Consider the following 24,273-nt stretch of genomic DNA (forward strand, 5'->3'; position numbering starts at 1 on the left):
AAACGTGCCGACCGGGATGAACAGCGCCAGAAAGAAAACGCCCGGCATCATGCCGGGCGCCGTCTCGACATGATGGGTCTACTGCTCATTCGGCGCGTGCGGCCGAAGAATCGTTTTTCCCACCCAATGCCGAGCCCGGAATGGACGAGACAAGCGGCTTCTCGCGTTTGCCGATATCGATGCGTTCGTCCGCCGCCTCGCGTATAGCCTGCCATTCGTTTTCATGCCGGATGGCGATGTCGCGGGGCACAAAGGTGATCGTCATATGTTCCTCATCCTGTTTCGAAATCTGCTAGCAGGCGCTGAAGAGGCCGCTGGAATAGGCGTTATTTCTTGGTTTCGGTGTGCCCCTTCAGGTCGGGGCCGCCTTTGGAAAGATCAGCGCCGGTCACATGCGCTGGCACATGGATGTCATGAATGACGCCGGGCGTCAGCGTCAGGTCGACGTGATGCGGCGGCAACACCTGCGCCTTCTGCATGCGGTTCGGCTTCGCCCGCTTCATGCGGTCTGACGCCTCCGTTCGTTTGTCCGGAACATGGGTCGAAGTGTGCATCATCGGCCTCCTTTTCAGCTCAACCAGAGCTTAACGAGCGGGCGCCGGGATGGTTCCCAAAAAATCGGCCGATCTGCCTGCGACGACGGCCTTGACTGCGCCGGGAAGTTGATTACCTAGAGCTTGTTCGCAGCCTTCCAGACATCGGCTGCGGGCAACGTTTGGTGCCGGGCCCCTCTGGCGAGAGTTTTTACGGCGCTCTCGTGATGTCGGTACCGCCTGCAGCTTAGCCGGCGGATTTTTCATCGATGAAAATGCTCACCATGCCTTGCCAGCATGCCCGTTGTGGCATGCCGCGTTTTTCGCTCTCAAAGCTCTCCAACAAGATTTGCGGCCGGGAGGTGCGGCCATGATTCAATCTGCAACCCATAAATCCTCGCTCGGCTATTTCCGCTGGGCTTTCATCGTCACCGCTCTCGGCCTTGTTCTCGGCGCCGTGCTCGGCTGGCAGACGACCGGCACCATCGGCGGCATGGCGACCGTCTTCTTCATCTGCACCGTGCTTGCGGTGCTCGAGATCTCGCTGTCCTTCGACAATGCCATCGTCAATGCCAACAAGCTGAAGGAGATGACGCCGCTCTGGCAGAAGCGCTTCCTCACCTGGGGCATCATCATTGCCGTCTTCGGCATGCGCATCGTCTTTCCGCTGGCGATCGTCGCGATCGCGGCACGGATCGGTCCCTGGGACGCGCTGGTGCTGGCTGCCCGCGAGCCCGAAGAATATGCCCGCATCATGAACGATGCGCACCTGCCGATCGCCGCCTTCGGCGGTACCTTCTTGATGATGGTCGGCCTCAGCTACTTCTTCGACCACGAGAAGAAAATCCATTGGCTGCGCGGCCTGGAAAAGGTGATGGCGCGCTCGGCGACCATCAGGGGCATCGAGATCGCCTTCGTGCTGGCGCTGATGCTTGTTTTCTCCTGGTTGATCGGCGGCGAGGAAGCCAGCATCTTCGTCCATTGCGCCATCTACGGCCTGCTCACCTTCCTGGCGGTCGAGGTCGTCGGCGAGCTGCTCGATGCTTCGCAGCAGACGATGAGCGCGGCCGCCAAGGGCGGCCTCGGCGCCTTCATCTATCTGGAGGTGCTGGATGCCAGCTTCTCCTTCGACGGCGTCATCGGCGCCTTTGCCTTGACGCAGAACCTCTTCGTCATCGCGATCGGCCTCGGCATCGGCGCCATGTACGTGCGCTCGATGACGATCATGCTGGTGGAGAAGGGAACGCTTGCCGAATACCGCTATCTCGAGCATGGCGCCTTCTATGCCATCCTGATCCTCGCAGTGATCATGTATGCGCAGACCCTGGTGCACATCCCCGAGGTGATCACCGGCCTTGGCGGCGCCGCCCTGATCGGCCTGTCGCTCTGGTCATCCATCCGCCACAACAGGCGCGAGCGGGAAGATCACGCGCCCCGGCAGGAAGAACTTCACGCCTGACGATATCAAAAATAAAGCCCGCGACCATCCGGTTGCGGGCTGTTTCATTCATGCATGCCTTGAAGATCTTAAAGCATGTCGCGCAAAAGTGAGCAGCGGTTTTGCGGCAACGACATGCGTCAAAACAAAGAGCTAAAGCGCGAAGAGCGAATCTGAAAGATCGCGACGCGCTTTAGCGCGTGACCTGATCGAAGGAAGCCGGATCGATGCCGAGTTCCCTGAGGTCGCGGGCGCGGGGCCGGCGGCCGGCTTCGACAGCGGCGCTGACTGCATTTGCGGCGCCGAGCACGGCAAATGCACGGCCAAGCAAACCGGTGCGGATTGAACTGCGGATAGCGGACATTGTGTTTTACTCTCGTTCTATGATTGACCACCTGTAAGTGGGGCCGCCCGTCCCGCAGCACAATGAACGGAAAATCACCTCAGCCATGCAAAAAGAAGCGGCCGGCGCATGTCTCCATGGCCGGCCTTGAGGCAGGGTTTGTCTTTTTAGTCTTCGTTTGCCGCCAGCTGCGCAAGCACCTGTCCGCGGCCCCGCAGCCGCAGGATCAGCGGGATTAGGAAGGCGGCGGCTGCGACAATGAGCAGGCCGGCGGCGATCGGCGACATGACCAGCGTCGTAACGTCGCCCTGGCTGATCGCCAACGCCCGGCGCAGCTGCTGTTCGGCAAGCGGCCCGAGGATCAGGCCGACAACCGTCGGCGCAATCGGATAGCCGAAGAGCCGCATCACGTAACCGAGCAGGCCGAACGCCAGCAGCATGCCGAGCTCGAACACCGACGGATTGGCACCGATCGTCCCGAGCGTCGCAAACAGCAGGATACCGGCATAGAGCCACGGCTTCGGGATCGTCAGCAGCTTTACCCAGAGCCCGATCATCGGCAGGTTCAGGACGAGGAGCATCGCATTGGCGATGAGCAGGCTGGCGATTAGACCCCAGACGAGCTGCGGGTTGGTGGCAAACAGCAGCGGCCCGGGCTGCAGCCCGTATTGCTGGAAGCCGGCCAGCATGATCGCCGCCGTCGCCGTCGTCGGCAGGCCGAGCGTCAGCAGCGGCACCAACGTCCCAGCCGCAGACGCGTTGTTCGCCGCCTCCGGGCCGGCCACGCCTTCAATCGCGCCATGGCCGAACTCCTCGGGGTTCTTGGCCAGCCGCTTTTCCGTCGCATAGGAGAGGAAAGTGCCGATTTCGGCGCCGCCCGCCGGCATGGCGCCGATCGGAAAGCCGATCAGCGTGCCGCGTAGCCACGCCTTCCACGAACGCGCCCAGTCCTGCGCGTTCATCCACAGCGAGCCCTTGACGGCTTCGACCTTATCCTCGCCCCGGTTGCCCTGTGCGGCGATATAGAGCGTCTCGCCGATTGCGAACATCGCCACCGCCAGCGTCGTCACTTCGATGCCGTCGAGCAGGTCGGGTATGCCGAAGGAAAGCCGGGCCTGCCCCGTCTGCTGGTCGATGCCGACCATGGCAAGGGCAAAGCCGATGAACAGCGAGGTCAGCCCCCGCAGCGCCGAATCGCCGAAAGCCGAGGAGACGGTGACGAAGGCGAGCACCATCAGTGCGAAATATTCACGCGGTCCGAAAACCAGCGCCAGCTTGACGATATAGGGAGCGATGAAGGCGAGCCCGAGTGTCGCAATCAGGCCGGCGACGAAAGAACCGATCGCCGCCGTCGCCAGCGCCGGCCCACCACGCCCGGCCCGCGCCATCTTGTTGCCCTCGAGCGCCGTGACGATCGAGGCGCTTTCGCCTGGCGTGTTCAAGAGGATCGAGGTCGTCGAACCGCCATACATGCCGCCATAATAGATGCCGGCGAACATGATCAGCGAACCGCCGGGATCGAGTTTATAGGTGGCGGGCAACAGCAACGCCACGGTGAGTGCAGGTCCGATGCCGGGCAGCACGCCGACGGCAGTGCCGAGCGTCACGCCGACCAGCGCATAAACCAGGTTCATCGGCTGCATCGCAACCAGGATCCCCTGCCATAGGAATTCGAATGTGCTCATCTTGATATCCCAAGCGCGTTCCCGGCCGTGCGTTACCCGACCGGCGCTGCGCAAAATCAAAAGTGCCGACAGCGCATCCGCGCTGTCAGAAGAACAGGCGTTCGAGCGGGCCGGCCGGCAGCGTCAGCTGCAGCAGCTGCGAGAAGATCGCCCAGACGACGAAGCTGAAGACGATGCCGAACGGCAGCGAGATCCAGAGCTTGCGTTTGCCGAAGCCGCGTGCCGTGAATGCAAACAGCAGACCGGTGGCGATCGAGAAGCCGGCAAGGCGCAGAAGCAGCATCTGTCCGACAAGACCGGCAACGATCCAGATGACGGGCGCCACTTCCTGCCGATCGCGTTCCGGAAACTCGCCGCGCCAGGCTTCGGCGACGGTCCAGATCCCAAGACAGAAGAGGCCGAAGGCCACCACTTCGGGCATCGTTGCCGGGCCGATGCGGTCGTACTGCGCGATTGCTTTCAGATGCGATGCATCCCAGAACATCACGCCGGCGACAAGAAAGAGGAATGCGGCAATGATGAACGCCGCCCAATCAGGGCGGCGTGTGGTTGCCGAGGAGGTGTTATCCCCGCTCATTGAACAAGTCCGATCTCTTTGAGAATGCCTTCGGTGGCGGCGACATCCTTTTCGAGCTGCGCCTTGAAGGCGTCGCCGGACAGGTAGGTGTCGGCCCAGCCCTTGGTCTTCAGCGTTTCCTGCCAGGTGGCGGAGCTGTGCAACTTCTCGAAATCGGAAGTGATGGCCGCGACCTGCTCTGCCGACAGGCCGGGGGCCGCGGCGACCATGCGCCAGTTCTGGATGCTGACATCGGTGCCGGCTTCCTTCAGCGTCGGCGCATCAACGCCGTCGATACGCTTGTCGCTCGATACGGCAAGAAGACGCAGCGTGCCCGCTTTCACCTGCGATTCGAATTCGCTGTAGCTCGATACGCCGGCTGTAACCTGACTGCCGAGCATGGCGGCAAGTGCTTCACCGCCGCCGGAAAAGGCGACATAGTTGATCTTGGTCGGGTCGACGCCGGCGGCCTTGGCGATCAGGCCGACCGTGATGTGGTCGGTGCCGCCAGCCGAGCCGCCGCCCCAGGAAACCGCGCCCGGATCCTTCTTCAGCGCCGCGACCAGATCCGCCATCGTCTTGATATCGGACGAGGCGGGAACGACGACGGCCTCATATTCGCCGGTCAGGCGAGCGATCGGCGTGACGTTCTTGAGGGTCACCGGCGACTTGTTGGTGAGGATGGCGCCGACCATCACATAGCCGCCGACGATCAGCGAGTTCGGGTTGCCGGCGGCCTGGCTGCTGAACTGCGCCAGCCCGATGGTGCCGCCGGCGCCGGGGACATTCTGGACCTGGACGTTGCCGGAGATCTTCTCCTGCTGCAGCGCTGTCTGCAGCGAACGGGCCGTCTGGTCCCAGCCGCCACCGGGCGCGGCCGGCGCGATGATGGTGTAGTCGGCCGCATAGGCGGGCAGCGCGATCGCCGCTGCAATGATGGTTGCGATGAACGTATGCTTCACGATGTGTCCTCCGTCGGCGGCTGAGCGCACCGCCTGTTATTCTCCAGGGAATCGGGAGGGGTAGCCGGCCGGCGGACACAGTTGTCCTGAATGACGAGCGGAAGACCTCCCAAGGCTTCGGTTCTCCGCCTCCACGGAGAAGAAGTAGCCAAAGCCACCACAACAAGCTGTCATCTAGCTGACAGCCGCCAGATATCCAGGAGGAAAGGACACTTTTTTGCCGTAATTGCACGCGTCGTCTTGCTGGGAGCCTTTCACTGCGCCCGCAGGACCTCGTTCCAGTGCGCGATCAGCCGCGCCCGCTTCACCTGGTCGAGATAGACCATCAGCCCGGGGCTGACAGGCACTGGCCGAAGTTGGGCGCCGAGCAGCTCCTGCAGCGTATTGGCGGTATTCTCGCCGGCCACCTCGGGACTCACCGCGGGGATCTGCAGCTCGCGCGCCATGATCGTCTGGCCCTCCTTCGACATGAAGAAGGCAAGGTAGCGGCGACCGAGCTCCGGCTCGGCGGCCGCCTGCGGCACCAGGCCGATCCGCGACATCACCACCGTATAGTCCTTCGGCAGCACGATGCCGACATCGGGATGCCGCGACGCCCAGTCGGCGGCGTAGGAGCCGAGGATATTGTAGCCGAGCACGAAGCGCCCATCGGCAACCCGTTCGAGGATCGCCGAGCTCGTCGAGTAAAGCTTGACGCCGGCCGCGCCCATCGCGCCAATCACCGACCAGATGTCGCCGAACTGCTCCTGGTCGCGCGCCATGAACAGAAAGCCGACACCGGACCGCTCGATATCGTAGGTGCTGATCCGGCCATAGATCGCATTGCCCTTGCGCTTCAGATAGTCGACGAATTCCGCCCGCGAACTTGGCACCGGCTCATGCGCGAAGCTCGGCTTGTGATAGACGAAGACCGCCGGCTCGAAGGTCAGCGCATAAGCGGTGTTGCGCCAGTTCGCCCATTTCGGCCATGCGGCGCTCATCGGCAGATTGCTGACCTGCGCATAGCCGTCATTCGAGAGCTTCACCTGCAGGTCCATCGCCGAGGAGAAGGCAAAATCCGCGGTCTTGCCGCCGGCATCCGTCTCCCCGACGATCCGGTCGTAGATTTCGCCCGTCAGCATATCCTCATACCTGACCGCGACATCGGGATTGGCCTCCTGAAAACCCCGGATCATCGGCTGCGCCAGCGGCTCGTCGAGCGAGGAATAAACTGTCAGCACCGGCGCCTCGGCCCTGCCCGATTTCGCCGGATAGAAGGTCTGATCGGCGAGCGCAAAACCCGGCCAGAACGCCAACAGCAAAATAAAAATTCTCCTCATGCCGTAACAATGCCCGAGCCTGCGGAAGGGGGCAAGGGCGCGCCGCAGCGAACCCCGCCGGTCAGCCAACGCAACTCGGTAACTGATCGCTTTCGGTGCCGACCGGCAAGCTTTGACCATGCCGTCTATTTCGTTTCCGCCAACGAGAACCCTTTTTCACCATAAAGTATTAGCAATCAAAGCCGTCCTTCACCCCTTTAGAGTATTGATGAAGACCCGCGACGATATATGGTCGCGCTACCGCGTCAAAACGTCGAAGCGGCCCGAATTTTGTTTTTGGGCGACGACTATGCGCGACGAAAAACTCTGAAAATAGCTAGGTTATTCCAGGAAGATCCATGGGAGGGGTCATGGAACGACGACTGAGCGCTATTCTCGCTGCGGACGTCGTCGGCTATAGCCGACTGATGGGCATCGATGAGTCAGGCACGCTGCAGGCGCTGAACCGCCATCGCTGCGAGCTGGTCGATATCCGGATTTCGGACTACAAGGGCCGGATCGTCAAACTCACCGGCGACGGCATCCTTGCCGAATTCCAGAGCGTGGTGAATGCGGTCGCCTGCGCCGCCGAGATCCAGCGCAGCATGTCGGCCCGCAACGAGAACGTTCCCAAGGATGAGCGCGTCGAATTCCGCATGGGCATCAATCTCGGCGACGTCGTCGTCGAAAACGGCGACATTTTCGGCGACGGCGTCAATCTTGCCGCGAGACTCGAGCGTATCGCCGCGCCCGGCGGCATTGCCGTGTCGGCTTCGGTCCGCGATCAGGTCGGCTCGCGCCTCAATCTCGGCTTCGAATTCATCGGCGAGCACATGCTGAAGAACATCCGGCAGCCAGTGCAGGTCTATACCGTCACGCTCGCGCCGCCCTCTTCCACCAGGCTCGTAGCGCAGAACCGCAATACCTGCTTCATCGCGGTGCTGCCCTTCACCAATATGAGCGGCGACGCCGACCAGGATTATTTCTCCGACGGCATAACCGAAGACATCATCACCGATCTCTCCAAGATTTCCAGCCTGCACGTCGTGCCGCGCAATACGATCTTCACCTATAAGGGCATATCGGTGAAGTTGAAGCGGCTCGCCCAGGAACTCGGCGTGCGCTATGTGCTCGAAGGAAGCGTGCGCATCTTCGACAAGCGCGTGCGCATCTCCGGCCAGTTGATCGACACCGCCAATGGCGATCATCTCTGGGCCGAGCGCTACGACCGCGACCTCACCGACATCTTCGCCATCCAGGACGAGATCACCCATGCGATCGTCGGCCAGCTGAAGGTGCGCCTGCTGCCGGAGGAGAAGAAAGCGATCGCCAACGAACCGACCGCCAATGTCGAGGCCTATACCTATTATCTCCGGGGCCGCCAGCTTTCCCACACCTGGACGAAATCCTATCTGCAGCTCGCCAGACGCATGTTCTGCAAGGCAGTCGAGCTCGATCCGGACTATGCCCGCGCCTATGCCGGCATCGCCGATTGCGACGCCGCAATCCGCGACTGGGCACCCGACGATGTGCCGCTGAGACGCATCCTCGAGATGAGCGCCCGCGCGCTGGCGCTCGATCCCGATCTTCCCGAAGCCCATGCCTCGCACGGTCTGGCGCTGCACCAGAGCGGCTACGATGATCGGGCGGCGGCAGCCTTCGAACGTGCCCTGACGCTCGACCCGAACCTCTTCGAGGCGAATTTCCATTATGCCCGGTTCTTCTTCATGCACGGAAACTTTGCCGAATCCGTTCATTATTTCACCCGCGCCGCCGAAATCCGCCCTGACGACTACGTCTCGCCGATCCATCTGATGGCCGCCTACCATTCGCTCGGCCGTGAGGTGGACAGGGAAAACTGGGCGCGCCTCGGTCTGCTGCGCGCCGAACGCGCGCTGAATCTCAATCCGGAAAATTCCGGCCCGGCCCATCGCGGCGCGCTGGCGCTTGCCCATCTCGGCGACGCGGCGCGCGCACGCGACTGGGCGGCGCGGGCGATCGCCATCGATCCCGACGACATTGTCGCCCAATATAATCTCGCCTGCGTCTATTCCGTCCTCGGCGACGTCGACCAGGCAATCGACCTGTTGGAGAAGCTGCTGCCGAACAGCTCCGTCTACCATATCAAATGGTTCAACAATGATTCCGACCTCGACAACATCCGCGACGACCCGCGCTTCCAGAAGCTGCTCGCCGCCGCGATGACGCAGCGCCGGGAGATGGAGCGGACGGGCAGCTGAGATCGATCTTGTCCGACCCCTTCACCAATCTTCAAAATCGCTGTGACAACCCGCCTTCGCCCCTGTAACGTCGCTCGAAAAACAGGGGAAAATCCGTGCGAATCCTGCTCACCGAAGACAATATCGCGCTGGCCGATGGGCTCTCGGCGATCTTGCGCGGCACGGGCCATGCCGTCGACGTCGTTCATGACGGCGCGTCTGCCAATGCGGTCATCGCCGCTGAAAATTTCGACCTTGTCATTCTCGACCTCAACCTGCCGGAGATGGACGGGCTCGACGTGCTGCGCGCCATGCGCGCCCGGCAGAACCAGGCGGCCGTTCTTATCCTGACGGCGCGCGGCGCGCCGGAAGAACGGGTGAAGGGTCTCGATCTCGGCGCCGACGATTATCTGATCAAACCCTTCGACATCGCCGAATTCGAGGCCCGCGTGCGCGTGCTGCTGCGCCGCCAGGCCGGGCTGCGTTCGGCGACGGTCGGCTTCGGCGGCATTTCCTTCGACCTCAATTCCCGCACCTTCTCCGCCGGTTCCACCCCTCTCGACATTCCCGCCCGCGAACTTGGCCTGCTCGAAATCCTCTTCATGCGGGCCGGCAAGGTCGTCGCCAAGGAGGCGATCATCCAGTCGCTGACCGCCTTCGACGACGACATTTCCGCAAACGCGATCGAGCAATATGTCAGCCGGCTGAGAAAGCGCCTGTCGCCGCACGGCCTGACGGTCAAGACTGCTCGCGGCATCGGCTATTATCTCGACAAGCTGCCCGAGGCCCCATGAAGGCGGCCTATTCCCTCAGGCGCCGGCTGCTCTTCTGGCTGCTCGTCTCCACGGCCGTGATTGGCACGGTGGCGCTTGCCGACACCTATCGCGAGGCTGTGCAGACCTCGAACATCGTCTCCGACCGTGTTCTCGCCGGCTCGGCGCTCGCAATCGCCGAACGAGTCGTCGTTGCCGAAGACGGCACGCTGCAGGTCGATATCCCCTATGTCGCGCTCGAAATGCTGACCTCGGCTGCGCAGGACCGCGTCTTCTACCGCGTCGACGGCCCGCCGGGCCAATTCATCACCGGCTACCAGGCTCTGCCGGTCCTGCAGAAGACGCCGAGCGGAGCGGCTGCCTTCGCCGACGACAATTTTCGCGGCGAGCCCATCCGCATCGCCACCCTCGAACGTTCCGCCTCGACCGGCATCCGCTCGGTGCCCTTCGTCGTGACGGTCGCCGAAACCACCATTGCCCGCCGGCAATTGACCCAGGCGATCCTCGTGCGCTCGGCATTGCGTCTCGCCGTCATGATCGCCGGAGCGGCGGTCATCGTCTGGATCTCGGTGACGATGGCGCTCCGTCCGCTCTACAAGCTCGGCGACGCCATCGGCGAGCGCAGTCCTGATGACCTGCACCCGATCGAACAGAGCGTGCCGAGCGAGGTCGAGCCGCTGGTCGATACGGTCAATTCCTTCATGGTCCGCCTGCAGTCGGCCCTCGATGCGCTGCGCCATTTCACCGGCAATGCCAGCCACCAGCTGCGCACGCCGCTGGCGATCATCCGCACCCAGCTTGCTCTGTCGGCTCGGGCCGGCTCGCTTGACGAAGCTCAGGCGGCGGCGCTGAAAGGCGACCAGGCCGTCGCCCATGCCGAGCGCATCCTTGCCCAGCTTCTGCTGATGGCGAAGATCGACGCCGCCACGGCCAAGGAGGCGCTGGCCCCCTCCGCCATCGATCTCGCCGCCCTCGCCCAGGAAATTACCGGCGAACAGATCCCGGCCGCCGCCATCGCCGGCATCGATCTCGGCTTCGAAGGCGAGAGCCCGGCGATGATCCGCGCCGAGCCGCTGCTGATCGGCGAAATGCTGCGCAATCTTGCCGGCAATGCCATCGCCTATGCTGGCAAGGGGGCAGAAGCCACCGTCCGCGTCATCGCCGCCACCGAGACGATCCGCCTGGAGGTCGAAGACAACGGCCCCGGTATTCCGCGCGAAAAGCTGGAGGCGGTGCGCCGCCGTTTTTCGCGCGGCAATGAATCCGGCGCGCCCGGCGCCGGCCTCGGCCTTCCCATCGTCGAAGAAATCGCCAATCTTTTCAACGCCGTCATGACGTTGGAGCCCGGAACGGGCGGCCGCGGGCTGAAGGTGGCCGTTACCTTTGCCAGGGCGTCGTAAAAGCCGTCGCCACCCCGGCCTTTCCACCTTGCTTTCTTTCGCTGCATTGCACAGACTGGCTTTGGGAACAGCAAGACGCACGACGATGCGCGCCGGATAAAAAGAGAAATATGTCGATCAAAGCCAGCATCTATCATCTGACGCATTATATTTACGACAAGCCGGTTCGCCTCGGCCCCCAGATAATCCGGTTGAAACCGGCCTCGCATTCGAAGACACGGGTGCTCAGCCACTCGCTGAAGGTCACGCCTTCCAACCATTTCGTCAATTTGCAGCAGGATCCCTACGGCAACTATCTCGCCCGCTACGTCTTCCCGGACCCGGTGACGGAGTTCAAGATCGAGGTCGACCTCGTCGCCGACATGACGGTCTACAATCCCTTCGACTTCTTCGTCGAAGAAGAAGCGACCAAGTGGCCCTTCGATTATCCTGAAACGATCCGCGAGGATCTGTCGATCTACATGACGCCCGAGCCGGCCGGGCCGCGCCTGAAGGCGCTGCTGCCGACGCTCGACTGGTCGCCGGGCCAGGCGACGATCGATATGGTCGTCGCCCTCAATGCCCGCCTGCAGCGGCAGATCGGCTATGTCATCCGCATGGAGGCCGGCGTCCAGACGCCGGAGGAGACGCTGGAAAGCGCCACGGGTTCCTGCCGCGACACCAGCTGGCTGCTCGTCCAGATTCTCCGTCATCTCGGCCTTGCCGCCCGCTTCGTCTCCGGTTACCTCATCCAGCTGACGCCGGATCTGAAGGCGCTCGACGGCCCCTCGGGTACCGAGGTCGATTTCACCGATCTGCATGCCTGGGCCGAGGTCTATCTGCCCGGCGCCGGCTGGGTCGGCCTCGACCCGACCTCCGGCCTCCTGACCGGCGAAAGCCATATTCCGCTGGCCGCCACGCCGCATTACCGCAATGCCGCGCCGATCTCCGGCGGTTACTTCGGCGAGGCCGAAACCGAATTCGCCTTCGACATGAAGGTCTCGCGCGTCGCTGAACACCCGCGCATCACCAAGCCCTTCTCCGACGACAGCTGGGAGGAGCTCAACGAACTCGGCGAAAAGGTCGACCGTGTTCTTGAGGCCGAGGATGTGCAGCTGACAATGGGCGGCGAGCCGACTTTCGTCTCGATCGACGATTTCCAGTCCGACGAGTGGAATACCGCCGCCGTCGGACCGACCAAGCGCGAAAAGGCCGACACGCTCATCCGCCGCCTGCGCGACCGCTTTGCGCCGAACGGCTTTCTGCACTACGGACAGGGCAAATGGTATCCCGGCGAAAGTCTGCCGCGCTGGACCTTCTCGCTCTACTGGCGCAAAGACGGCCTGCCGATCTGGTCCAACGACAATCTCGTCGCCACCGAAGGCCGCAACTACCAGGTGTCGGAGGACGATGCCGGCCGCCTGCTGACGGCCATCGCCGGCGAACTCGACCTTGCACCGGAATATGTCACGCCCGCTTTCGAGGATCCGGCGGAATGGCTGGTCAAGGAAGCGAGCCTGCCCGATAATGTCGATCCCTCCAATTCTAAGCTTGAGGATGCCGAGGAACGCAGCCGCATCGCCCGCGTCTTCGATCGCGGATTGACGCGCCCGACCGGCTACGTGCTGCCTGTCCAGGCCTGGAATGCGCGCGCCAGCGGCCGCACGTGGACGAGCGAGAAATGGTCGACGCGGCGTGGCCGCATCTTCCTCGTGCCGGGCGACAGCCCGGTTGGCTATCGCCTGCCGCTCGATTCGCTCGCCTATATCCCGCCATCGCGATATCCCTATATCAATCCGCTCGATCCCTTCGTTGAGCGGCCCGAGCTGCCGGATTTCGGGCAGGATAGCGGACGCGCGCTGCAGGCAGCGCACTTCCAGCCCTTCAACGGCCAGCAACCGATCACGCCACAATCGGCCAACGAGATCGGCGGCCATGTCCGCACCGCGCTTTCCGTTGAACCCCGCGACGGCCGCCTCTGCATCTTCATGCCGCCGACAGAAACACTTGAAGATTATCTCGATCTTGTCGCCTCGGCCGAACGCGCGGCCGCCGCATTGGATCTGCCCGTCCACATCGAAGGCTATCCGCCGCCGCAGGACGAGCGGATCAACGTCATCCGCGTCGCTCCCGATCCCGGTGTCATCGAGGTCAACATCCACCCGTCCTCGACATGGAGGGATACGGTCGACATCACCACGGCGATCTATGAGGAGGCCCGCGCCAGCCGGCTCGGCGCCGACAAGTTCATGATCGACGGCCGCCATACCGGCACCGGCGGCGGCAACCATGTCGTCGTGGGCTCCGCCAATCCGAACAACAGCCCTTTCCTGCGCCGTCCCGATCTCCTGAAGAGCGTCGTCCTGCACTGGCAGCGTCATCCCTCGCTGTCCTACCTGTTCTCCGGCCTGTTCATCGGCCCGACCAGCCAGGCGCCGCGCATCGACGAGGCCCGTCATGACAGCCTTTACGAGCTGGAGATTGCCCTGGCGCAGATCGCGCCGCCCGGCCGCGGCCAAAAGCCTCTGCCCTGGCTCGTCGACCGCCTGTTCCGCAACCTGCTGACCGACGTCACCGGCAATACCCACCGCGCCGAGATCTGCATCGACAAGCTGTTCTCGCCCGACGGTCCGACCGGCAGGCTCGGCCTCATCGAGTTCCGCGGCTTCGAGATGCCGCCGAACGCGCGCATGTCGCTTGCCCAGCAATTGCTGGTGCGCGCGCTGATCGCCCGGTTCTGGACAAACCCCGTCGACGGCAAGTTCGTCCGTTGGGGCACGACCCTGCACGACCGTTTCATGCTGCCGCATTTCGTCTGGGCCGATTTTCTCGACGTGCTCGCCGACCTTCGCGAAAACGGCTTCGATCTCAGCCCCGAATGGTTCAAGGCGCAGCTCGAATTCCGCTTCCCCTTCTGCGGCGAAGTCGAATATGAAGGCTCGAAGCTGGAACTGCGCCAGGCGCTGGAACCGTGGCATGTCATGGGCGAGCAAGGCGCGATCGGCGGCACGGTGCGCTATGTCGATTCGTCGGTCGAGCGCCTTCAGGTGCGGTTCGAAACCAGCAATACGGCTCGCTACACGGTCACTTGCAACGGCCGCACCCTGCCGCTGACGCCGACCGGCACTTCCGGCGTATCGGTCGCCGGCGTCCGCTACAAGGCATGGCAGCCGGCCTCGGGCCTGCACCCCGTCCTGCCGGTCAACACGCCTTTGACATTTGACATTTATGATACATGGTCGAAGCGTTCGATCGGCGGCTGCATCTATCATGTTGCCCATCCGGGCGGCCGGACCTATGACACCTTCCCGGTCAACGGCAACGAGGCGGAAGCAAGGCGGCTCGCCCGGTTCGAGCCGTGGGGACATACGGCGGGCGGCTATATTCCGCGCGCCGAGACGGGTTCGCCGGAATTCCCGCTGACGCTGGATCTGCGGCGGCCCGCCGGAATTTGAGCGGGTCGAGGCCGAGGGCTGACACCGGGGTTGGGATGTGAGTTTTGATGGGTAAAAGGCCCGCAGCGGAGCGCAAGGGTGAGGCAGAGGATCGCATCGGCAAGGATGCGGCCTTCGACTATGCACCGCTTCCCGGCACCGCCGACGAGATGGTCGACAACAATGGCGTCGTTCGCCCTGTCTGGCAGCGTTTCCTCTCGCATCTGAGTGCGATGCCGGAAAAGGATCTCGCCGAACGTTTCGCCCGGGCCGACCGTTATCTCAGGGATGCCGGCGTCTTCTACCGCGCCTATGGCAGCAAGGGCACCGGCGAACGCGCCTGGCCGATCTCACATATTCCAGTGCTGATCGACGAGCGCGAATGGCAGGCGCTGTCGGCGGGCCTGGTCCAGCGCGCCGATCTCCTGGAAGCGATCGTTGCCGATATCTATGGCGACAACCGGCTGGTGGAGGAAGGCGTCCTCCCGCCGGCGCTGATCGCCGCCAATCCCGAATTCCAGCGCCCGCTCTCCGGCATCAGACCGGCATCCGGCCACTATCTGCATTTCTGCGCCTTCGAGATCGGCCGCGGGCCTGACGGCAACTGGTGGGTGCTCGCCGACAGGACGCAGGCGCCGTCGGGCGCCGGCTTCGCGCTGGAAAGCCGCGTCGCCACCACCCGAGCCTTCTCGGATATCTACGCCGAAACCCCGGTCCACCGCCTCGCCTCCTTTTTCGGTGCCTTCCGCGACGCGCTGCAGGACATGAAGCATTCCGGCGACGACCGCATCGCCGTGCTGACTCCGGGCCCGGCCAACGAGACCTATTACGAACACGCCTATATTGCCCGTTATCTCGGCTTCATGCTGCTCGAGGGCGAGGATCTCACTGTCGTCAAGGGCCGCGTCATGGTGCGCACCGTCGCCGGCCTGAAGCCGATCGGCGTGCTCTGGCGCCGTCTCGATTCTGCCTTCGCCGATCCGCTGGAACTGAACCAGAATTCGCATATCGGCACGCCCGGCCTCGTCGAAGCCTTGCGCACCGAAAGCGTCACCATCGTCAATGCGCTCGGCACCGGCATTCTCGAAACCCGGGCGCTTCTGGCCTTCATGCCGACCATCTGCCGCCGTCTGTTGGGGCAGGATCTGCGACTGCCCTCGATTGCGACCTGGTGGTGCGGCCAGGAGGAAGAGCGCGAGCACGTCGCCAAGAATATCGAGAAGATGGTGATCGGCCCGGCCTATTCCCGGGCGCCCTTCTTCGACGACGACGGCGAATCCGTGCTCGGCTCATCGCTACGGGCGACCGCCAGGGATTCCATCACCGACTGGCTGAGTTCGGACGGTCCGAAGCTGGTCGGCCAGGAGGTCGTCACTCTCTCGACGACACCAGCCTGGGTGGACGGTAAGCTGGTGCCGCGGCCGATGTCGCTGCGCGTCTTCGCCGCCCGCACCGCCAACGGCTGGCAGATCATGCCCGGTGGTTTTGCCCGCATCGGCTCCGGCGCCGACGTCGCGGCGATCGCCATGCAGTCGGGCGGCGCGGCCGCCGATGTCTGGATCGTCAGCGACAAACCGGTCGAGCGCCATACGCTGCTGCCGGCCGAAGGCAGCTTCACCCGCAACATGCCGGGCAGCCTGCCCAGCCGGGCGGCCGACAACCTGTTCTGGCTCGGCCGCTATATCGAACGCGCCGAAGGGGCGTTGCGCATCCTGCGCGCCTGGCATGCACGTTATGCCGAGGCCGCCGATCCGAGCCAGCCGCTGCTCGCCGACGTCTCGGCCTATCTCGCCGCCGTCGATATCGATACGGCGGAAGCCGTGCCGGAAACGCTGCTGCGCAACATCGACAGCGCGGTTTATTCGGCGAGCAACATCCGCGACCGTTTCTCGCCGGATGGCTGGCTGGCGCTCAACGATCTCGCCAAGACCGCCCGCCGTTTCCGTGTCACCGTCTCTGCCGGCGACGATGCCAGCCATGCGATGACGATCCTTCTGCGCAAGCTTGCCGGCTTTGCCGGCCTTGTGCACGAGAACATGTACCGCTTCATGGGCTGGCGTTTCCTCTCGCTCGGCCGTTATATCGAACGCGGCCTGCACATGACCCGCCTGCTCGGCCACATGTCCGGCCCGGAGGCGCCCGACGGCGCGCTCGACATGCTGCTGGAGATCGGCGACAGCGTCATGACCCACCGCCGCCGCTACAACGTCAACACGGCGCGGCTGACTGTCACCGATCTGCTGGCGCTCGATCCGCTCAACCCGCGCTCGGTGCTCTTCCAGGTGAACGAAATCCATCACGAAGTCGAGCAACTGCCGAATGCCCTGATCAACGGCCAGATGTCGCCCTTCTACCGCGAGGCGATGCGGCTTCATTCCGGCCTGGCGGTGATGACGCCGGAGGGCATGGGAGCCGAGGTCTATCAGCGGCTCGAACGCGAATTGGAGCAGCTTTCCGACCTGCTCGCCCAGACCTATCTCGGGTGACGACAGTGCTCTACGATCTCTCGCTCCGCATGGGTTACAGCTACGACGCGCCGGCCTCCGGCGCTCGCCACGTCATGCGCCTGATGCCACTGTCGCTGACCAACCGGCAACGCCTGGTCGCCGGATCGATCACCATTTCGCCGACGCCGGACGAGCAGTCGCATTTCGTCGATTTCTTTCAACACCCCGCCACCTCCTTCATGCTGCGCGCTCCGCACGAGGCGCTCGACATTCGCATGCAGGCCCGCGTGCAGGTCGAAAGTCAGCCGATCGCCGCCGATTTCTCTCCGCTGCTTGCCGACCTGCCCGAGGAGATAGCAGGCATCTGGTCGCTGGCGCCGGATTCGCCGCACCACTTCCTCGGCGACAGCCCGCGTCTGACGCAGATGCGTGAAATCGCCGACTATGCACGAAGCTGCGCCAAGCCCGATCTGACGGCGATGCAGATCGCCCATGCGCTCTGCACCCGCATCAACAAGGATTTCACCTACGATTCCGACGCGACGACCGTCGATACGACGCCGCTCGAGGCGTTCAAGCTGAAGCGCGGCGTCTGCCAGGATTTTACCCACATCATGATCCTGGCGCTGCGAAGCCTCGGCATTCCGGCGGGTTACGTCTCCGGTTTCCTGCGCACCATTCCGCCGCCTGGCAAGGAACGGCTGGAAGGGGCGGATGCCATGCATGCCTGGGTCAGGATCTGGTGCGGCGAGACGATCGGCTGGATCGAGCTCGACCCGACCAACGACATCCCCGCCGGCATGGATCACATCGTCGTCGCCTATGGCCGCGACTATTCCGACGTCGTCCCTGTTATCGGCGTGTTGAAAAGCTATGGCAGCCAACGCGCCGTCCAGGCGGTCGATGTGATCCCGCTAAAATAAGCCAATCCCAAAACTGGAAAAAACCGACGATTCGTTAAAATTCGATTGACGCCGTAAGGGCGCCGTAAAGAACCAGCGTGCGTTAATCACCTCACAGGGTTTCCAGTTGGGTGAACATGATGAGCACCTCCTTTTTGCATCCCTGCCTGCGTCGCATGTTCAGCGATCGAGGCGGTAATTTCGGTATCATGACGGCGATTTTGGCGCCGGTTCTTCTCGGCGCTGCCGGCATGGCGATCCAGGTCGGCGATATGCTGATCTCCAAGCAGCAACTGCAGGAAGCAGCCGACTCCGCGGCGCTTGCGACCGCCACCGCACTAGCGAACGGCACCATCCAAACCTCTCAGGCCGAGGCCTTCGCGCGCAATTTCGTCGCAGGGCAAATGGCGAATTATCTGCAAAGCGGCGTCGATATCAAAAGCGCGACGGGCGTCACCGTGCAGACGAGCACATCGGGAAATTCGACATCCTACCAGGTAACGGTTTCGCCGGCCTACGACCTGACGGTCAATCCGCTGATGCAAGCAGTCGGTTTCACCACGCAGCACCTTTCGACATCAGGCACGACAGTCGGCGGCCATTCGCAGACTAAGGGCTCGATCTCGATGTATCTCGCACTCGATAAATCGGGGTCGATGGGAGATCCGACCGCCACCACCACGACGGAATCATACACCTATAAATGCAACCCTCACCCCAACAAAAACGGCAAGACAATCTACGACACCTGCACCGGCACGCGCACGCGTTATTACACAAAAATAGAAGCGCTGAAGCTCGCCGCTGGCGATCTTTTTGATCAGCTCAATAGCGCGGATCCCAATGCCGAATATGTACGCACAGGCGCGGTGTCCTACGATATCGTTGAATACCCGGCCAGCAGTCTCGCCTGGGGAACTACCGCCGTCTCAGGCTACGTCAACGCACTTCAAGCGGATGGCGGCACAAACTCTAGTGGCGCGATGAACACGGCCTATCTATCCTTAACGGCTAAGAACGCTGCGGGGAATGACGCAGAAAACGCCGCCCACCAGCAGAAAACCGGTCAGGTACCCAAGAAGTACATCGTCTTCATGACGGACGGCGACAATAACAATGATCCCAGCGGCGGCCGTTCCTACGACACCGCGACGAAGAAGACATGCGACGACGCGAAATCGAAAGGCATCGAAATCTATACGATCGCTTTCATGGCGCCCGCGGGCGGACAGGCGCTGCTGCATTATTGCGCTTCCGACGACTCCCATTATTTCCAGGCGGAAAAAATGGAAGACCTCCTCGCCGCCTTCAAGGCGATCGGAGCGAAGGCATCGTCGCAGCTGACGCGCCTGACGAACTGATAGAACGCTCGACAGACAACAAACAAAAAGCCGCGTCGGACCAGACCGCCGCGGCTTTTTTGTTTTTGTGCCGGCATCAGATCGGGAAAATCCATTGAAATCAATCCCCTTGAACGGCGTGCATATGAAGGTTTCGCAAATTTTTCGTTTGTCCAAATCCTTTGTTGCAAGTGCTTCCTAACGATGCATAAACTGTGGCCAGCGCAGCGACAAATCGATTAAATCAGGCATAACACCCTGAAACCAAATTAAAATTGGCGAGATCTGACCATGAACACCGTTTCCAAGCCGGTTATCCCTTCTCCCGCTCCCCGCAGCTCAAGGCCGGAAATTCTCGCTGAAGAAATCATCGAACGTCTGACCTACCGCATCGGCAAGGACGCCAAGGTGGCAAAGCCGCATGACTGGCTGACGGCGACGATCCTGGTCGTGCGCGACCGCATCATCGACAAGTGGATGGCCTCCACCCGTGAGGTCTATGCGACGGGTGCCAAGCGCGTCTATTATCTTTCCCTCGAATTCCTGATCGGCCGCCTGATGCGCGATGCCGTCTCGAACCTCGGCCTGATGGAAGAGGTGCGCGATGCGCTCGCCTCGCTCGGCGTCGATGTCAACGTCATCGCCGGGCTGGAGCCGGATGCCGCGCTCGGCAATGGCGGCCTCGGGCGTCTCGCCGCCTGTTTCATGGAGAGCATGGCGACGGTCGACGTCCCGGCCTATGGCTACGGTATTCGCTATGTCCATGGCCTCTTTCGCCAGCAGTTGGCCGACGGCTGGCAGGTGGAGCTGCCGGAAAACTGGCTTGCCCACGGCAATCCCTGGGAGTTCGAGCGCCGCGAGAGCTCCTACGAAATCGGCTTTGGCGGTTCCGTCGAATTCATCACCACCCATGACGACCAGCCGCGCTACGTCTGGAAACCGGCCGAGCGCGTCATCGCCGCCGCCTTCGACACGCCGGCCGTCGGCTGGCGCGGCAAACGCGTCAACACGCTGCGCCTCTGGTCGGCGCAGCCGATCGATCCGATCCTGCTCGATGCCTTCAACGCCGGCGACCACATCGGCGCGCTGCGCGAAAGCAACAAGGCCGAAAGCCTGACCCGGGTTCTCTATCCGGCCGACGCCACCCCCGCCGGTCAGGAATTGCGCCTGCGTCAGGAGTTCTTCTTCTCGTCCGCCTCGCTGCAGGACATCCTGCGCCGCCACCTGCAGCAATATGATGATTTCACCTCGCTGCCTGATAAGGTGGCAATCCAGTTGAACGACACCCATCCGGCCGTCTCGGTCGCCGAGCTCGTGCGTCTGCTCTGCGACGTGCATGGCATGGATTTTGAACAGGCCTGGGAGATCACCCGCCACACGTTTTCCTATACAAATCACACGCTTCTGCCCGAAGCGCTGGAAAGCTGGCCCGTACCGCTGTTCGAGCGCCTGCTGCCGCGTCACATGCAGATCGTCTATGCGATCAACGCCAAGATCCTGCTCGATGCCCGCAAGACCAAGAACTTTTCCGACAGCGAAATCCGCTCGATCTCGCTGATTGAGGAAAGCGGCGACCGCCGGGTGCGCATGGGCAACCTCGCCTTCATCGGCTCGCATTCGATCAACGGCGTCTCGGCGCTGCACACCGATCTGATGAAGGTCACGGTCTTTGCCGACCTGCACAAGCTCTATCCCGACCGCATCAACAACAAGACCAACGGCATCACGCCGCGCCGCTGGCTGCAGCAGTGCAATCCCGGCCTCACCGGCCTGATCCGCGAGGCGATCGGCGACGAATTCCTCGATGATGCCGAGAAGCTGCGCCCGCTCGAGGCGCACGCTTCCGATCCGGCCTTCCAGCAGAAATTCGCCGCAGTGAAGCGGGCCAACAAGGTGGCGCTTTCCAATCTCGTTGCCAGCCGCATGGGCGTGAAGCTCGATCCGTCGGCCATGTTCGACATCCAGATCAAGCGCATACACGAATATAAGCGCCAGTTGCTGAACATCATCGAAGCCGTCGCCCTCTACGACCAGATCCGCTCGCATCCGGAGCTGGACTGGGTGCCGCGCGTCAAGCTCTTCGCCGGCAAGGCGGCGCCGAGCTACTACAACGCCAAGCTCATCATCAAGCTGATCAACGACGTCGCCCGCACCATCAACAACGACCCGTCGGTGCGCGGTCTGCTGAAGGTCGTCTTCGTGCCGAACTACAACGTCTCGCTCGCCGAGGTCATGGTTCCCGCCGCCGACCTCTCCGAGCAGATTTCGACTGCCGGCATGGAAGCATCCGGCACCGGCAACATGAAGTTCGGCCTCAACGGCGCACTGACGATCGGCACGCTCGACGGCGCCAATGTCGAAATGCGCGACAATGTCGGCGAGGACAACATCGTCATTTTCGGCCTCAGGGCCGACGAGGTCGCCAAGGTCCGCAGCGACGGCCACAATCCCCGCGCCATCATCGAGGGCTCGCGCGAACTTTCGCAGGCGCTCTCGGCCATCGGCTCCGGCGTCTTCTCGCCAGATGACCGCAACCGCTACGCGGCGCTGATCGACGGCATCTATTCGCACGACTGGTTCATGGTCGCCGCCGATTTCGACGCCTATGCCCAGGCTCAGCGCGACGTCGACCAGATCTGGACCAACCAGTCCGCCTGGTACACCAAGACGATCAACAACACGGCACGGATGGGCTGGTTCTCTTCCGACCGTACAATCAGGCAATATGCAGACGAAATCTGGAGAGCCGGATGAAAACGCCGAAAACAATCCCTGAAGTAAAGCTTTCCTGGGAAATTTCGGCAGATGAAATCAAGGCGATCCTTGCCGGCTCGCATTCCAATCCCTTTGCCGTCCTAGGCGCGCACCAGGCCGGCGACACCTTCGTCGCCCGCTGCTTCATCCCGGGCGCCGCAGAAGTGACCGCCATGACGCTTGACGGCGGCGTCATCGGCGAACTGAAGCAATTGCATGCCGACGGCTTTTTCGCCGGTCCAGTGTCGCTGACCAGGCTGCAGCCGGTGCGCTACCGCGCCCGGCGCGGCGATGCCGAATGGGCCGTCACCGACCCCTACAGCTTCGGGCCGGTGCTCGGGCCGATGGACGATTATTTCGCCCGCGAAGGGTCGCATCTGCGCCTATTCGACAAGATGGGCGCCCACCTCATTCGCCATGACGGCGCCCAGGGCATCCACTTCGCCGTCTGGGCCCCGAATGCGCAGCGCGTCTCGGTCGTCGGCGACTTCAACAATTGGGACGGTCGCCGCCACGTCATGCGGCTGCGTGCCGACAGCGGCATCTGGGAGATCTTCGCCCCTGACGTGCCGCTCGGCGTTGCCTACAAATTCGAGATCCGCGGCCATGACGGCGTATTGCTGCCGCTGAAGGCTGATCCCTTCGCCCGGCGCAGCGAGTTGCGGCCGAAGACCGCCTCGGTCGCCGCCGCTGAACTGGAGCAGGTCTGGGAGGACGAGGCCCATCTCAAACATTGGCGCGAGACCGACAAGCGCCGCCAGCCGATCTCGATCTATGAGGTTCATGCCGCCTCCTGGCAGCGTCGACAGGACGGCACGATGCTGACCTGGGACGAGCTTGCCTCGAGCCTCATTCCCTATTGCGTCGACATGGGTTTCACCCATATCGAATTCCTGCCGATCACCGAGCATCCCTACGATCCTTCCTGGGGCTACCAGACGACCGGCCTCTACGCGCCGACCGCCCGCTTCGGCGAGCCGGAGGGTTTTGCCCGTTTCGTCAACGGCTGCCACAAGGTCGGCATCGGCGTCATCCTCGACTGGGTGCCGGCGCATTTCCCGACCGACGAGCATGGCCTCGGCTGGTTCGACGGCACGGCGCTCTATGAGCACGAAGACCCGCGCAAGGGCTTCCATCCCGACTGGAACACGGCGATCTACAATTTCGGCCGCACCGAGGTCGTTTCCTATCTCGTCAACAACGCCCTCTATTGGGCGGAGAAGTTCCATCTCGACGGCCTGCGGGTCGATGCCGTCGCCTCGATGCTCTATCTCGATTATTCCCGCAAACACGGCGAATGGATCCCGAACGAGTATGGCGGCAACGAAAACCTCGAAGCTGTCCGCTTCCTGCAAGACCTCAATACCCGGATCTATGGCCAGCATTCCAATGTCATGACCATCGCCGAGGAATCGACCTCCTGGCCGAAAGTCTCGCAACCCGTGCATGAAGGCGGCCTCGGCTTCGGCTTCAAATGGAACATGGGCTTCATGCACGACACGCTGAGCTACATGAAACGCGATCCGGTGCACCGCAAGCACCATCACAACGAGCTTACCTTCGGCCTGCTCTATGCCTATTCGGAAAATTTCGTCCTGCCGCTGTCGCATGACGAGGTCGTCCACGGAAAAGGCTCGCTGATTGCCAAGATGCCGGGAGACGATTGGCAGAAATTCGCCAATCTGCGCGCCTATTACGCCTATATGTGGGGCTATCCCGGCAAGAAGCTGTTGTTCATGGGCCAGGAATTCGCCCAGTGGAGCGAGTGGAGCGAGGCGAAGTCGCTCGATTGGAACCTGCTGCAATACCGTATGCACGAGGGCATGCGCCGCCTGGTGCGTGATCTCAACTTCACCTACCGCAGCAAGCCGGCGCTGCACGAGCGTGATTGCGAGGGCGACGGCTTCGAATGGCTGGTCGCCGACGACGGCGAGAATTCCGTCTTCGCCTGGCTGCGCAAGGCGCCGGACCAGAAGCCGGTCGCCGTCATCACCAACTTCACGCCCGTTTATCGCGAGAACTATTCGATCCGCCTGCCACTGGCGGGCCGCTGGCGGGAAATTCTGAATACCGATGCCGACATCTACGGCGGCAGCGGCAAGGGCAATGGCGGGCGCGTGCAGGCCGTCGATGCCGGCGGCGACATCACCTGCTCGATCACCCTGCCGCCCTTGGCGACAATCATGCTTGAACCTGAAAATTAAGACTGG

17 protein-coding genes are annotated in these 24,273 nt (G+C 62.7%); 10 read left to right on the forward strand and 7 right to left on the reverse strand.

Annotated features, from left to right (window positions below):
• Window positions 1-85: 85 nt before the first annotated feature.
• Both EFD56_RS12795 and EFD56_RS12800 read right to left on the reverse strand, forming a co-directional pair.
• Entirely contained in the window at window positions 86-265 is a 180-nt protein-coding gene (locus tag EFD56_RS12795) for a hypothetical protein (protein ID WP_126905440.1), read from the reverse strand.
• A 61-nt stretch (window positions 266-326) separates the two neighbouring features.
• Complete coding sequence (locus tag EFD56_RS12800; RefSeq protein ID WP_010008599.1) at window positions 327-557, reverse strand: hypothetical protein; 231 nt, start codon at window positions 555-557, stop codon at window positions 327-329.
• 346 nt (window positions 558-903) lie between these two features.
• Between EFD56_RS12800 and EFD56_RS12805 the strand changes: the two genes are divergently transcribed.
• The gene (locus EFD56_RS12805; RefSeq protein WP_126905441.1) at window positions 904-1,992 is read left to right on the forward strand and encodes a DUF475 domain-containing protein; all 1,089 of its coding nucleotides are present in this window, start codon (window positions 904-906) and stop codon (window positions 1,990-1,992) included.
• Window positions 1,993-2,164: 172 nt separating this feature from the next.
• On the opposite strand, the gene EFD56_RS32600 is transcribed toward EFD56_RS12805, so the two are convergent.
• The 5 genes from EFD56_RS32600 to EFD56_RS12825 all read right to left on the reverse strand — a co-directional run bounded on the left by EFD56_RS32600 (window position 2,165) and on the right by EFD56_RS12825 (window position 6,818).
• On the reverse strand, window positions 2,165-2,335 hold the full coding sequence (locus EFD56_RS32600) for a hypothetical protein (protein ID WP_164736826.1): 171 nt from the start codon (window positions 2,333-2,335) through the stop codon (window positions 2,165-2,167).
• 146 nt (window positions 2,336-2,481) lie between these two features.
• The gene (locus tag EFD56_RS12810; protein ID WP_004677843.1) at window positions 2,482-3,999 is read right to left on the reverse strand and encodes a tripartite tricarboxylate transporter permease; all 1,518 of its coding nucleotides are present in this window, start codon (window positions 3,997-3,999) and stop codon (window positions 2,482-2,484) included.
• Window positions 4,000-4,084: 85 nt separating this feature from the next.
• Window positions 4,085-4,576, reverse strand: a complete 492-nt coding sequence (locus EFD56_RS12815) for a tripartite tricarboxylate transporter TctB family protein (protein WP_126905442.1) — start codon at window positions 4,574-4,576, stop codon at window positions 4,085-4,087.
• Window positions 4,573-5,517 carry a Bug family tripartite tricarboxylate transporter substrate binding protein gene (locus EFD56_RS12820; RefSeq protein WP_126905443.1) on the reverse strand — a complete coding sequence of 315 codons (945 nt, stop codon included), beginning with the start codon at window positions 5,515-5,517 and terminating at the stop codon, window positions 4,573-4,575. The genes EFD56_RS12815 and EFD56_RS12820 overlap by 4 nt, the downstream gene beginning before the upstream one ends.
• Window positions 5,518-5,771: 254 nt before the next feature.
• On the reverse strand, window positions 5,772-6,818 hold the full coding sequence (locus tag EFD56_RS12825) for an ABC transporter substrate-binding protein (protein WP_126905444.1): 1,047 nt from the start codon (window positions 6,816-6,818) through the stop codon (window positions 5,772-5,774).
• Window positions 6,819-7,186: 368 nt separating this feature from the next.
• On the opposite strand from EFD56_RS12825, the gene EFD56_RS12830 reads away from it, so the two are divergent.
• From EFD56_RS12830 to glgB, 9 genes are all read left to right on the forward strand, one after another.
• Entirely contained in the window at window positions 7,187-9,055 is a 1,869-nt protein-coding gene (locus EFD56_RS12830; protein WP_126905445.1) for an adenylate/guanylate cyclase domain-containing protein, read from the forward strand.
• Window positions 9,056-9,150: 95 nt separating this feature from the next.
• Window positions 9,151-9,828 (forward strand): response regulator, encoded by a 678-nt coding sequence (locus EFD56_RS12835; protein WP_037117355.1) that lies wholly within the window; start codon window positions 9,151-9,153, stop codon window positions 9,826-9,828.
• Window positions 9,825-11,207 carry a sensor histidine kinase gene (locus tag EFD56_RS12840; protein WP_126905446.1) on the forward strand — a complete coding sequence of 461 codons (1,383 nt, stop codon included), beginning with the start codon at window positions 9,825-9,827 and terminating at the stop codon, window positions 11,205-11,207. Before EFD56_RS12835 ends, EFD56_RS12840 begins: the two co-directional genes overlap by 4 nt.
• A 110-nt stretch (window positions 11,208-11,317) precedes the next feature.
• Window positions 11,318-14,641 (forward strand): transglutaminase family protein, encoded by a 3,324-nt coding sequence (locus EFD56_RS12845; protein ID WP_126905447.1) that lies wholly within the window; start codon window positions 11,318-11,320, stop codon window positions 14,639-14,641.
• Window positions 14,642-14,688: 47 nt separating this feature from the next.
• On the forward strand, window positions 14,689-17,106 hold the full coding sequence (locus EFD56_RS12850) for a circularly permuted type 2 ATP-grasp protein (RefSeq protein ID WP_126905448.1): 2,418 nt from the start codon (window positions 14,689-14,691) through the stop codon (window positions 17,104-17,106).
• Window positions 17,103-17,990, forward strand: coding sequence for a transglutaminase family protein (locus EFD56_RS12855; RefSeq protein WP_126905449.1), 888 nt, complete (start codon window positions 17,103-17,105; stop codon window positions 17,988-17,990). Before EFD56_RS12850 ends, EFD56_RS12855 begins: the two co-directional genes overlap by 4 nt.
• 119 nt (window positions 17,991-18,109) lie before the next feature.
• Complete coding sequence (locus EFD56_RS12860) at window positions 18,110-19,330, forward strand: TadE/TadG family type IV pilus assembly protein (RefSeq protein WP_126905450.1); 1,221 nt, start codon at window positions 18,110-18,112, stop codon at window positions 19,328-19,330.
• A 270-nt stretch (window positions 19,331-19,600) separates the two neighbouring features.
• Window positions 19,601-22,063, forward strand: coding sequence for a glycogen/starch/alpha-glucan phosphorylase (locus EFD56_RS12865; protein WP_004677859.1), 2,463 nt, complete (start codon window positions 19,601-19,603; stop codon window positions 22,061-22,063).
• Complete coding sequence (gene glgB / locus EFD56_RS12870; RefSeq protein ID WP_126905451.1) at window positions 22,060-24,267, forward strand: 1,4-alpha-glucan branching protein GlgB; 2,208 nt, start codon at window positions 22,060-22,062, stop codon at window positions 24,265-24,267. Before EFD56_RS12865 ends, glgB begins: the two co-directional genes overlap by 4 nt.
• Window positions 24,268-24,273 lie beyond the last annotated feature (6 nt).

The sequence above is a fragment of the Rhizobium phaseoli genome (assembly GCF_003985125.1).
GTDB classification, from domain to species: domain Bacteria; phylum Pseudomonadota; class Alphaproteobacteria; order Rhizobiales; family Rhizobiaceae; genus Rhizobium; species Rhizobium phaseoli.